Raw genomic sequence first — 11,990 nt, 5'->3', positions numbered from 1 at the left:
TAGCTGTGCGAAAGCGAAGCGACAGCAACACGGTTTTAACTGTGCGAAAGCGAAGCGACAGCAACACGGTTTTACCTGTGCGAAAGCGAAGCGACAGCAACAACAACAATAAAAGTTTTTTGTATCGAAAGTAGCGGCAGATGTTTTATGCGTGTAAGCCAAGGTGTAATTGATTGTAAAAATATCCTTAATTATGACAAAAATATAGTTTGTTTAGTCTGTTGTATGACGAATTTTCGTTAAATTAGTATAGTACCAATTATAGCAATAATATAGAAATTTTATAGTGAAAAGGACTAATAGTGTCCAACTCAATTTGTATAATAGAGAGGTAATGATGAAGAAAGAGTGGGATATATGGTAGATTCACAACAAAATAAAGGCTATCGCGTCATTTCTATGTTTGATAGATTGATGGATGGTCAAGGAATAAACAAAAAACAAGAGGCATTTACACATCAAGTTGGTGAAAAAACCATACAACGCGATCTGGATCAAATTCGAGCGTATATTGAAAAGGCTAAATTGAACTGTCATTTAGAATATGTGCGAACAGAAAAGGTCTATAAGCTAACAAATATCGGAGAAAATATTTTATCGAAAGAGCAAGTTTTAGCGATAGTCAAAATTCTTATTGAATCAAGAGCGTTTTTAAAATCTGAAATGAGTGAGATTATAGATAAGCTTATTTCAATTGTTGCGGCTGATAAACAAGAGTTTATCCATAATATTATCTTAAACGAAAAGCATTTATATGTAGATTTAAATCATCGGAAGTCTTTACTTCAGGTAATTTGGAATCTTTCAGAGGTCATTCAAAAAAAGAAAACAATTCAAATTGATTATTTGTGTGAGGGAGAAACAATCCCTGTGGTAAAAATAGTAAAACCACTTGCTGTTATTTTCTCTGAGTACTATTTTTATTTAATTGCCTATGATAGTAAGCATGAGAAGGATTTGCCGATTGTCTACCGCGTCGACCGTATACAGCATCTGTTGGAGCTGGATAAAAAATTTAAAATACCCTATGCTGAACGTTTTCAGGAGGGGGAATTCCGCAAGCGTATTCAATTTATGCATGCTGGTGAGCTTATGCATATTAAATTTATTTTTAATGGCTCATCTCCGCAGGCTGTATTAGATCGTCTACCAACAGCTAAAATATTATCCAATAAAGATGAACACTATTTATTTGAGGCTGAGGTTTTTGGACGTGGCATTAAAATGTGGCTGCTTAGTCAAGGCGCGAATATTGAAGTAATAGAGCCAATTGAGCTAAGAGAGGAAATGATTGAAACCATTCATTCAATGCAGCAAAATTATCGTTATATATAATTCAACACTCATCGAAAGGAAAAAATCCGCTAAATCTTCTAAAAGACGAAGCGGATTTAGATATTTACAATAATTATTGAAATAGTTCTTCAATAAAATTTAACTGTAAATCCCCTAAAAATTTGTAATCTTTCATATAGTTTTCTTCATATAAATAAACAAGTAAATTCTTCGAATTATCTAAGCGTAAGCCTATTTCACGTTGATCATTTATGTGTAACGTTAACCAATAAACCTCGTCATCTTCAGATTTATTGAAGCGTATTTTACGAAGTGATTGGCCGTTAAATTGTTCCATAATTTGATGAATAAGAGAGGCATCGGTTATCGTAATGGATTTTTCATCTGAGCCACGAATAATTTCGATTTCATTTACTTGCTCAATATCAAGTCGTTCTATTACCTCCTTATCGAAAGTTGAATCTCTTGTTATTAATAATGTTGAAACGAAAAGGATGATAAGAGGTAGAAGGATACCTATTAGTAGTTTGTATCTTTTTTTCATGTAAAAACTCCTTAAATTCAAAAAATTCACACAAATGTACACTTTTCCACGCTATAATTGAGCATATACTGAATTGATAAAGGATGGCAATAAAATGACACATAATTATGAAGAAAAAGAGCTATATTATCCTGACGGCACAGTAATGTATCGTGGTGGTGTGAAAAAAAACGATTTTGGACATGACATTTATGATGGTAAGGGGACATTATTCGATCAAGACGGGGAACTATTATTTGAAGGTGAATTTGCCAATCACATGAAGCAGGGAAATGGCATTATGTATTTAAAAGGTCAAATGATTTACCAAGGTGAATTTATTCAAAACAAAAAGCAAGGAAATGGCATTTTATATAAAGATGGACATATTTATTACGAGGGTCATTTTCGTAATGATTTAATGGATGGTTATGGAATTTTATATTATGAGGAAGATTTGATTGCTCCATTTCTGGAGTTACGAGCACAGTATCCCCATTTAGATCAGCCGCAATATGAAGGCGATTTTGTCCATGGCATGAAGAAAGGAAAAGGGAAACAATATTATCCAAACGGCTTTTTACAATATGAAGGTGATTTTATATGGAATCATATGCAGGGGGCAGGAAAGCTTTACTATGCACCTGAGACACCAAGTGCAGAGGAGCTTGCGAGTGGGGTATCTACACTTCAATACGAAGGGTATTTCTTTGAGGATACAAAGCATGGCAAGGGAAAGATTTACTCAAGACTAGGTGTGCTTGAGGCGGAGGGCCAATTTAAAGAGGATGCTATGACAGGGCATGGTACTCTTTATTATGCTAGTGGACAGGCGTGCTATATCGGCGAGCTTGTAAATGGAGAAAAGCATGGCCGCGGAGATTATTTTAATGAAAATGGCAAGATTATTTATAGCGGTGAGTTTATTAATGGTGAACGGTTACGGATAACACCGGAAATTGAGCGAGAAATTGAGAAATTACAACAGCAATTAGATAATCTTGTTGGACTTCCAAATGCTAAGAAGGAATTACATAACCTCATTAACTTTATTAAAATTCAAAGCTTACGTGTCGATCATGGATTAACAAGCTTCCCAATAACTTATCATCTTGTCTTCTCTGGTAATCCTGGTACAGGGAAAACAACAGTTGCTCGAATTATTGGTCAAATCTATAAGCATCTCGGCGTTCTTTCAAGCGGCCATTTTGTAGAAACAGATCGCGCGGGCTTAGTTGCAGGTTATGTTGGTCAGACAGCTCTAAAGGTACAGGAAGTAGTCAATAAGGCAAAAGGTGGCGTGCTTTTTATCGATGAGGCCTATTCACTGGTTAATGATAAACAAGATGCATTTGGGAAGGAAGCAATTGATAGCCTATTAAAGGCAATGGAGGATCTACGGGATGATTTAGTCGTTATTGTAGCGGGATATACAGAGCTGATGGAGGAATTTCTATTAGCTAACCCAGGCTTTAAATCACGCTTTAATCATTTTGTACAATTTGATAATTTTAGCACAGAGGAACTTTATGATATTTTTGCTATGCTATGTAAAAACAATGATTATCAATATGAAGAAGCATTTGCAAACCATATGAGAGATCAACTTCAAAAAATTCCGATTGAGTCGATTCCTAATTTTTCAAATGGGCGATATATTCGAAATTTATTCGAAAAGCTAGTAACTATCCAATCAAATCGACTAATTCAGCAAAACAATATTACCAAGCAAGAGCTTATGACATTTGCAGAGGATGATATTTTACTCGGTATTACAGAAAATCTATTTGATAATACATTTTGATAATGGTAATGACCAAAGTGCTTATGGCAAGGTACTTTGGTCAATTAAAATAAAAAAGGGGATGACAGATGAAAAAGCTTATGATGATCATTTTAGTAGGTGCCTGTATTTTACCAAGAGTATTGACAATCAATATTACAGTCAATAACAACATTAAAATTCAAAAAAACAAACCAACTGAATAATTGACAAGTAATAAGAAAAGTAGTAATCTAACACAAAACATACGCTATCGTATTTTTATGGAGAAATGACTATGCAATTAACAAGGGAAGATTGGATTAAGGCTGGATTACAACAACTAGCTGATGCAGGAATACATAAAGTTCGAATCGAAGCACTTGCCCGCTTACTTAAGATTAGCAAAGGTAGCTTTTACCATTATTTTCGTGATCATCAAGAGCTGTTGGATGCAATGCTCGATTATTGGGAAATACATGCAACAAAGCAGATTGTTCAAAGTATGGAGCAGGAGCAGGCTACGTTGGAACAGCTGCTACGTATTAGCTTTAGCAGAGATAAAAAAATAGAGATTGGCATTTATGCATGGGCTAAATATGATTTGGCTGTTGCAGCAAGATTAGTCGAGATTGAAGAGCAGAGAATTGCTTGTGTGGCAAAATTATATCGAAAAATGGGCATGGATGATGTTGAATCATTAGATCGCGCAAGACTTGCCTATTTGACGTATGTGGGGTGGATGACAAGGTTTGAAGCAAATCCCCATTTTGAGATAGAAAAAATGCTAAGATTATTAATGCATATTCACTAAGGTCCCTAATATGGTGTAAACCCTTATTAGGGACTACTTTTACACTATAACATACGGTAGTGTATGTTTTGTTAAGTTATGATGGAGGAGAGGAAGGCAACCATGACAACAGTAATAACATTTATAGCAATTGGTCTTCTGTGGTTTATCAGTGTGCTTCATATTTATTGGGCTTTTGGAGGTCGATGGGGAACAGCAGCAGTCATTCCGATAAAAAAGGGAGAACAACAGCCTATTTTTAAGCCAAGAAAGCTTGGGACCATACTTGTTGCTGTTCTTATTTTGCTGGCTAGTTTCATGTTAATTTTTCAAGCAGGTTACTTAGAGAGCCTTCAGACAAGTGCTCTTACTAAGATTGGAAGTATCGTATGTGCTACCGTTTTTATGATTCGAGCTATTGGTGATTTTAACTATCTAGGATTTTTTAAGAAAATAAAGCATTCTCAGTTTGCTCGATATGATACTTGGATATACAGTCCTTTATGCTTGTTCTTGGGCTTAACCTATATTATTCTGTTATTTTAAGAATACATAGGAGGAAATCAGAATGAGTCAAACGATTTACCTATTTCGCCATGGTGAAACAGAATTTAATTTACAGGGTCGTTACCAAGGTGAGCTTGATTCACCTTTAACTGAAGCTGGCATTCAGCAAGTACAGCAAAATGCATGTATGCTAAAAAGTATCATTGGCAATCCTCAAGAGTGGAAAATTGTATCGAGCCCATTGGGAAGAGCCATGCAAAGTGCTGCGATTATCTGTGAAACAATAGGATATGATGTTCAAAATGTTCAGCAGGACAAACGATTAGCTGAAGTTGCTGTTGGTCAATGGGCAGGATTAACAACGTCTGAAATTGAAAGTACTTGGCCAAAACGCTTTCACAAAGGAGACATTTATAGCTGGTATTTTCATGCACCAGATGGGGAAACCTATGAAGCTGTTACAAGTAGAATAAGTGATTGGCTAGAGGAGATACAGCGCGAACCAAAAGTAATCGCGATTTCACATGGCTTAACAGGACGAATTTTACGTGGGCTTTATGCTGGCTTAGGAAGGGAAGATGCCTTAAAGCTAGCAGTATCACAGGATATGTTCTTTAAATTATCAAATAACACCATTACCACGATCTATTCAGATTTTGATGATTTTTATCTTCATTAAGCAGAAGACTCCCACCGCTACAGGTGGTAAGATGAATGCGGTTTGGGTTCCTTTTCAGTGGGTGTCCAAGCACCTACTGAAATAGCGGAACTCAGTCTAAATCCGGACGCAATTACGCCAAGGCGAAATTGATTAGGTCGTATCTTAAGAAATTCTTCATAAATTACCTACAGGAATATTCAGAATTGCCCCCTATTATAATGTGTGGGGGGCGTTTTTTTATGAAAAAATTTGTCTTATTTTGTTGTATCTGTGTGGCAGCTTTCCTTTTTTATTATCTTGATAACACTTCTGAAAATGCACAAATAGAGCTACCTACATTACATAGTAAAAATGCTTTGCTGCTGAACGAAAAAGGGGATGTCCTATATGAAAAAAATGCAGATGCCATTATATATCCAGCCTCATTAACGAAAATTATGACAGCAATTGTGGCTATTGAGGGGAGTGTCAATCTTCAAAAGCAAACCATTGTTGAACCACAAACCATTACAAAATTTACTGCACAAAATGCTTCTATGGCTGGGTTTAAGGCAGGTGATTTTGTAACGATGGAGGATTTATTATATGGTACACTGCTAGCCTCTGGAGCAGATGCTACAGGAACATTGGCAGATGCTATTGCAGGCAGTGAGGAAGCTTTTGTGACACTTATGAATAATAAGGCACAGGAATTGGGGATGGATAATACACATTTTGTTAATGCCAGCGGACTACATGATGACGCCCATGTTTCAAGTGTGCGTGATCTTAGTAAATTATTTCGTTATGCTATTGAAAATCCAACCTTTTATCAAATTTTAACCTCAAAAAGCTATATAACACATGTCCCAAATGAACTGACAATATCGAGTTCGCTTTTGATGAAAATAGCGGGAGCAGATGGGGCAATCGTAGGAGGGAAAACGGGCTACACGCCTGAAGCGGGTCTTTGCTTAGCATCTATTATCGAAAAAAATGGTAAGCGTTATCTCTTCATTACAACGAATGCAGCAGGGCAAGCATGGACGCCACCACAGCATATTGAAGATGCCCTAACAGCCTATGAAGCACTATAGGAGGAAAAAAACATGAAAAAATTAGCAACTTTTTTAATCCTAACAATCGTCTTATTAGTAGGATGCACCACACAGGCACCGGAAAAAGAGAAGGCTGCTTGGGAGCCTTTTATCGGCACATATGTGGGGGATCATATGAAGGTCAGTAAAATAGCAAATACTGTATTCATGCATGGGGATACAGTTGACCATTTTGATTTAAGAGGGGAGGTATTACGTGTCATTTATCGAAATGACAATGAGGCTTTAAATAGTTGGTTTTCTTCTTCCACATCAAAAGAGAAAGCATTGGTTTATAATGCAATGATAGGTGCAATTTTAGTTCCAAATGCACAGGGCTATGGCTTTGAAATCGATGGAGAATTATATGAGGTTCCTAGAGATGAGTTGATAACTGAAATGGAGTCTCTTTTCCCGACGTTACCACATGGAAATGATTTTTTTGAGGAAGAAATCGTTGAAGAATTTTTAACAAAACATGAACAAACTATTCAACAATATGCAGTTGATCCCAGCTACCAAAGCATATTGATGAAGAAATTTTCAATTACAAAAACTAGTTGATTTTTACTATTTTTTGGTATAATCTATTATTCTATCATGTAAGTAGAAATCTCTGTTTTTCAGAACAAACACGCATGTGAAATGACATCTATGATAATAAAGGACGGTGGAAACAATGAAAAAGCTTTTACCCTATGCTATTTTTTTGACATGTTTAATTAGCTTTCTATTTGTAGCAGATGCAAATGCGGAGGGTGCATCACCAATCCAGCAAATAACCAAAGACTCAGCTGTATATGTTGAACCTTCTATAGATAGTGCCGTAATCGGTCAGATAGCAAAGGGTAGCTATGTAAAAGTTGTATCTATAAGTGGGGAATGGGCAACCATTAAAGGGCAACAGCTGGAGGGCTACGTAGAAAAGACAGCATTAGCAAGTCTGACATCTGAAAAGTATATAGTAGCTAATAAGGGTGGAACATCTTTATTTACATATCCTAGTCCTAGTTCACAAAAAACAGGGCAGCTTTATGAAAATAGCCTAATTTATGTATACGGATCAGCACCCGGAGGTTGGTCCTTTGTCCAATATGGTCAGGAAATGGGCTATGTAGCAACGAATTCTTTAAAGAAGCCAGTTGTAATTAAAAAGCAAGTAAATGCTAAAAATGGAGCTACCCTTCGTTTAACAGCTAGTCCTATTGGTGAAGTGCTTGGTACAATTGCAAATAAAACAGAAGTGCAGCAATATACAATACTTGCTGGCTGGTCCTATGTAGAAACAGATACACTAAAAGGTTATGTCAAGGCTTCAGAGCTAGTGGACATTAAAAAGCTAGATAATAAAGTCTATAATAAAGGTGTTCAAGTAGCAAAAGGGGAAAAGAAACGAGTAGCATTAACATTTGATGATGGTCCAGATGCAAAGGTTACGCCACAAATTTTAGCAATACTAAAAAAATACGATGCACATGCAACCTTTTTTATGGTTGGTAAAAACGTTACTAAAAATGCTGCATTAGTGGAAAAAATTTATGATGCAGGACATGAAGTAGGGAATCATACATGGAATCATTCTAAATTAACCAACTTATCAGCAGGAAGTGTCAAGCAAGAGGTGGATCGAACAAGTAATGCTATTTATGCAGCAATTGGACAGTACCCAACAGTTTTCCGTCCACCCTATGGTGCCACGAATGAGCAAGTTCGTTCTGTAATAACAATGCCCTCCATTTTATGGTCAATCGATACACTTGATTGGAAGCATCGCAACGCTGATAAGATTTTAGCGTATGTTAAAGCATCAGTGAAAGATGGAAGCATTATTTTAATGCATGATATTCATCAATCAACAGCAAACGGTCTCGAAAACGTTATTCTTTACTTGCAAAAGCAAGGCTACGAATTTGTTACTGTTAGTGAAATATTACAATAATAAAAGCCCAATAAAAGAGCCGTGCAATCTGTCAAAATAGACGATTGCACGGCTCTTTCATTATTTAAATAAATTAATCGTTGTGATAATGATTGGTATACCAAAGACATCGATTAAAAATGCCCCAACGATTGGTACAACAAGAAATGCTTTTTTCGATGGACCGAAGCGTTGGACAACAGCTGACATATTAGCCATTGCATTTGGTGTTGCTCCTAAACCATGACCTGCAAAGCCTGCAACCATAACCGCCGCATCGTAATTTTTCCCAAGTAATTTAAATAATACAAAAGTACTGAATACAACGATAAAGAAGACTTGTGCGAACACAATAATAAATAGTGGAAGTGCTAAATCGGCAATTTCCCATAATTTAATGCTCATGAGTGCCATTGAAAGGAAAATACCTAATGTCACATCACCGATTAAAGAAATGCTTTTCATATTAATCGCTGCTGGCTTTACTTTATCCATAATATTACGTACGATTACCGCAACAAACATGGCACCTACATAGCCCGGTAATACAAAGCCTGTCGCCTCTGAGAACAATGTTCCAACATACGTACCTACAGCCATACAAAATGTAATGATTATTACCTGTGAAAAGAATGAATTAGATGTAATTTGCTCATGTTTATTTTCATAATCTATTTCTTCTGTTTCTTGTTCATCAGGAGTTAAATTATACTTACCAACTAAGTACTTCACAATAGGGCCACCAATTAAGCCACCAGCAACTAATCCACATGTAGCTGCTGCTGCACCAATTGTCATGGCAGAAGAAATACCTAAGTCTTCTAATGTTTGTCCAAACGCTGCCGCTGCACCATGCCCACCTTCCATAGAGACAGCACCCGCCATCATACCAATTAATGGATGGATGCCCATTAGGGATGCAAGAGATACACCAATCACATTTTGCATCAGTGCAAGGAAGCCACACGCTAACCAGTAGATTATCAATAACTTACCACCTAGCTTCACTAGTTTAAAGCTTGCGCCTAAGCCGATTGTTGTGAAGAAGGTAATCATAAATAGACTTTGCAAAGATGTATCAAGAGAAATTTCTAAGGTACCAGTTGTCTTTAAAATAGTTGCTAATGCGGCAAATAATAAGCCCCCAACAACTGGTGCTGGAATGCAAAAACGTTTTAAAAAGCTGATTCTGCTTATTAGCCAGCTACCTAAACCTAATAGGGCAGCTGCTAAAAAGATAGTTGTAATTTGATTAAATTCGATCATGAACCTTGCCCCTTCAATAAGTTATTTAGTGCTTCATAGACAAAATAAGCACCTAATTTAACTGTGCGTCCGTTCTCATCAAGAGAAGGATTTACCTCACAAATATCAAAAGAATGTGTCTTTGGATGTGATGTTACCTTTTGCAGTATTGTGCGTACAGTTGTTGTGTCAAGCCCAAACGGAGAGGGCGCACTAACACCTGGTGCAAAGGCAGCATTTAGCACATCCATACATAGCGTTAACAGCACATAATCATGATTATCCATGTAGTGCTGAAGATCATTGAGAATTTGCACTTTATTTTCAGCAGTCATATTTTCTTCTAATATATATTTCACATGTAATTCATCTGCTTTTTCAAATAGCTCATTAGTATTGCCATAGCGCTGAATGCCAAGGACCAAATAATCAGTATATGGATCTTGCTCTAAAATTTGACGGAACATGGTACCAGAAGATGGCTGTTCATCATAAGGTCGTAAGTCAAAATGTGCATCGATATTGACGATGCCGATTTTGGCATCCTTTGGCAATGCTGCACGAACTCCTAAATAGTGACCATATAATGTCTCATGCCCACCACCAAGCACAACACATTGACATTTTTTAGTGAGTAGTGTTTGAACAATTCCACCTAGCTCACTTTGTGCATCCTCTAATGCATGATTGAGGCACAGAATATTGCCTACATCAATTACTTGCTGTTCCTCAGTGAAAGTCCAAGGTAGGCTAGCTAATGCGGCACGTAAAGCGTTTGGTCCACTTGCCGCCCCTATTCGACCTTGGTTGCGGCGTACACCCTCATCACAAATAAAGCCAACAATAGCAGCATGCTGATAATCTGAAGCGCTTACATCATTAATCGGAATTCTTTTTACCTTTTGATGTAAACGAAAACTACTCGTATTAGTAGTGGAATCTATACGGCCTTCCCATTGTTTTTGATCTGTCATTGCATACATAACCCTTTTAACCCCATTTCCAATATTATTGTAGTGTAAATAATGTTGTAAATTTATTATATATTCACATAATTATAATTACTAATATATAATTATTATTAATCTATAGTTTTTAACTATAAATAGGAGTGGTTTTATGTTGGATTTAAAACAGTTACAATATTTTATTGCTGTTACAGAGCAAATGAATTTTTCAAAGGCAGCAGAGAAATTGCATATTTCGCAGCCTTCCTTAAGCAATGCCATTAAGAAATTAGAGCAAGAGATTGGCTCACCCTTATTGAAAAGAAATACAAGAAATCTCCAACTAACAGAAGCAGGTGAACTTTTATATGAACGAGCAAAAGCAATTTTGAAAAATATGGAAATTTTAAAAATAGAAATGGATGAAGTGATTGTGCATGGTACAAGTGAAGTGACGATAGGTGTGATGGAATCCATCAAGCATTGGCTACCAAAAGTTATTGCAAACTATAAAAGTGACTATCCACAAATGATGATTCATTTAGTAGATATTTTAGGCAGTAAGCGGGTTAAAAAATCACTAAAAAGCTATAAAACACATGTAATTATTACTAATCAGCGGATGGATGATGACGAGCTTGAAGTTCAGAACTTATATGAAGAGCGTCTTGTTGCTGTTTTACCATTAAATCATCCATTAGCAGAAAAGGATCGACTGACGTTTGCTGATTTATGCAACGAACCATTTATCATTAGTACAGAAGGTTTTCAAACGAGGCTTGATATTTTAAGTGCGTTCGAGCAGGCTAACGTAAAGATGAATATTCAATATGAAATTGAACGTTTTGAAACGGCTGTATCGCTTGTTCGAGAAAATTTAGGGATTACAATCTTACCGGAAAATTACTTACAAGGTCCTACCGCAAAAACTATTGTACAAAAAGAAATAGATGGTCCAAATTTACGGCGCAATGTGTATTTAGTATCTCTAAAAAATCGTCATTTACCTCTTGCCATTCGTCACTTATTAGCAAATATAGTGCAATTTTTTGAGTCCTAATCACTAATAATAATGTTTTTGTTTTGAAAATTTCCCTACCTATCAAAAATGCTGATTCATGACCAAATTTTCTCTATCATTCAAATTTTTCTGAAATAGATGATTGATTTACAGGAAATATAGCGGTAACATTTAATGTAAGAAATAAAATGAACATTCATTCATTTTTTATCTTCAGGTTGTCACGGATTTTCAAAGGAAT

General features: G+C 36.2%; 12 protein-coding genes. 9 read left to right on the top strand and 3 right to left on the bottom strand.

The window, feature by feature from the left end; translation table 11 throughout:
• The first annotated feature begins 357 nt into the window (after nucleotides 1-357).
• Complete coding sequence (locus B2R82_RS06975; protein ID WP_286924174.1) at nucleotides 358-1,335, top strand: helix-turn-helix transcriptional regulator; 978 nt, start codon at nucleotides 358-360, stop codon at nucleotides 1,333-1,335.
• Between the two features lie 73 nt (nucleotides 1,336-1,408).
• Here B2R82_RS06975 and B2R82_RS06970 read toward each other — a convergent pair whose 3' ends face one another.
• A complete protein-coding gene (locus tag B2R82_RS06970; protein ID WP_286924173.1) occupies nucleotides 1,409-1,840 on the bottom strand; it encodes a hypothetical protein in 432 nt (143 codons plus the stop codon).
• 94 nt (nucleotides 1,841-1,934) lie between these two features.
• Here B2R82_RS06970 and B2R82_RS06965 point away from each other — a divergent pair, with 94 nt between their 5' ends.
• From B2R82_RS06965 to B2R82_RS06935, 7 genes are all read left to right on the top strand, one after another.
• Entirely contained in the window at nucleotides 1,935-3,623 is a 1,689-nt protein-coding gene (locus tag B2R82_RS06965) for an AAA family ATPase (RefSeq protein WP_286924172.1), read from the top strand.
• A gap of 256 nt (nucleotides 3,624-3,879) precedes the next feature.
• A complete protein-coding gene (locus B2R82_RS06960; RefSeq protein ID WP_286924171.1) occupies nucleotides 3,880-4,395 on the top strand; it encodes a TetR/AcrR family transcriptional regulator in 516 nt (171 codons plus the stop codon).
• A 102-nt stretch (nucleotides 4,396-4,497) separates the two neighbouring features.
• Nucleotides 4,498-4,920, top strand: a complete 423-nt coding sequence (locus B2R82_RS06955) for a DUF3995 domain-containing protein (protein WP_286924170.1) — start codon at nucleotides 4,498-4,500, stop codon at nucleotides 4,918-4,920.
• Between the two features lie 22 nt (nucleotides 4,921-4,942).
• Nucleotides 4,943-5,560 (top strand): histidine phosphatase family protein, encoded by a 618-nt coding sequence (locus tag B2R82_RS06950; protein WP_286924169.1) that lies wholly within the window; start codon nucleotides 4,943-4,945, stop codon nucleotides 5,558-5,560.
• Between the two features lie 221 nt (nucleotides 5,561-5,781).
• On the top strand, nucleotides 5,782-6,618 hold the full coding sequence (locus B2R82_RS06945; protein WP_286924168.1) for a D-alanyl-D-alanine carboxypeptidase family protein: 837 nt from the start codon (nucleotides 5,782-5,784) through the stop codon (nucleotides 6,616-6,618).
• A 12-nt stretch (nucleotides 6,619-6,630) separates the two neighbouring features.
• Nucleotides 6,631-7,182, top strand: coding sequence for a hypothetical protein (locus B2R82_RS06940; protein WP_286924167.1), 552 nt, complete (start codon nucleotides 6,631-6,633; stop codon nucleotides 7,180-7,182).
• A gap of 115 nt (nucleotides 7,183-7,297) precedes the next feature.
• A complete protein-coding gene (locus B2R82_RS06935; protein ID WP_286924166.1) occupies nucleotides 7,298-8,557 on the top strand; it encodes a polysaccharide deacetylase family protein in 1,260 nt (419 codons plus the stop codon).
• A gap of 60 nt (nucleotides 8,558-8,617) precedes the next feature.
• Here the strand turns inward: B2R82_RS06935 and gltS are convergent, their stop codons facing one another.
• Nucleotides 8,618-9,802: a sodium/glutamate symporter gene (gltS, locus tag B2R82_RS06930; RefSeq protein WP_286924165.1), complete on the bottom strand. Its 1,185-nt coding sequence runs from the start codon at nucleotides 9,800-9,802 to the stop codon at nucleotides 8,618-8,620.
• Nucleotides 9,799-10,764: a formimidoylglutamase gene (hutG, locus tag B2R82_RS06925; protein WP_286924164.1), complete on the bottom strand. Its 966-nt coding sequence runs from the start codon at nucleotides 10,762-10,764 to the stop codon at nucleotides 9,799-9,801. The genes gltS and hutG overlap by 4 nt, the downstream gene beginning before the upstream one ends.
• A gap of 139 nt (nucleotides 10,765-10,903) precedes the next feature.
• On the opposite strand from hutG, the gene B2R82_RS06920 reads away from it, so the two are divergent.
• Nucleotides 10,904-11,788, top strand: a complete 885-nt coding sequence (locus B2R82_RS06920) for a LysR family transcriptional regulator (protein ID WP_286924176.1) — start codon at nucleotides 10,904-10,906, stop codon at nucleotides 11,786-11,788.
• Nucleotides 11,789-11,990: the final 202 nt, after the last annotated feature.

It is taken from the genome of Lysinibacillus sp. UBA6686 (genome assembly GCF_002455205.1).
Taxonomy (GTDB): domain Bacteria; phylum Bacillota; class Bacilli; order Bacillales_A; family Planococcaceae; genus Lysinibacillus; species Lysinibacillus pakistanensis.
This window is presented reverse-complemented; position numbering and strand designations above follow the sequence as displayed.

Bases quoted from the DNA above. Each gene is read 5' to 3' on its own strand.
- B2R82_RS06975 (WP_286924174.1), top strand. From the start codon at position 358: ATGGTAGATTCACAACAAAATAAAGGCTATCGCGTCATTTCTATGTTT.
- B2R82_RS06970 (WP_286924173.1), bottom strand. From the start codon at position 1,840: ATGAAAAAAAGATACAAACTACTAATAGGTATCCTTCTACCTCTTATC.
- B2R82_RS06965 (WP_286924172.1), top strand. From the start codon at position 1,935: ATGACACATAATTATGAAGAAAAAGAGCTATATTATCCTGACGGCACA.
- B2R82_RS06960 (WP_286924171.1), top strand. From the start codon at position 3,880: ATGCAATTAACAAGGGAAGATTGGATTAAGGCTGGATTACAACAACTA.
- B2R82_RS06955 (WP_286924170.1), top strand. From the start codon at position 4,498: ATGACAACAGTAATAACATTTATAGCAATTGGTCTTCTGTGGTTTATC.
- B2R82_RS06950 (WP_286924169.1), top strand. From the start codon at position 4,943: ATGAGTCAAACGATTTACCTATTTCGCCATGGTGAAACAGAATTTAAT.
- B2R82_RS06945 (WP_286924168.1), top strand. From the start codon at position 5,782: ATGAAAAAATTTGTCTTATTTTGTTGTATCTGTGTGGCAGCTTTCCTT.
- B2R82_RS06940 (WP_286924167.1), top strand. From the start codon at position 6,631: ATGAAAAAATTAGCAACTTTTTTAATCCTAACAATCGTCTTATTAGTA.
- B2R82_RS06935 (WP_286924166.1), top strand. From the start codon at position 7,298: ATGAAAAAGCTTTTACCCTATGCTATTTTTTTGACATGTTTAATTAGC.
- gltS (WP_286924165.1), bottom strand. From the start codon at position 9,802: ATGATCGAATTTAATCAAATTACAACTATCTTTTTAGCAGCTGCCCTA.
- hutG (WP_286924164.1), bottom strand. From the start codon at position 10,764: ATGTATGCAATGACAGATCAAAAACAATGGGAAGGCCGTATAGATTCC.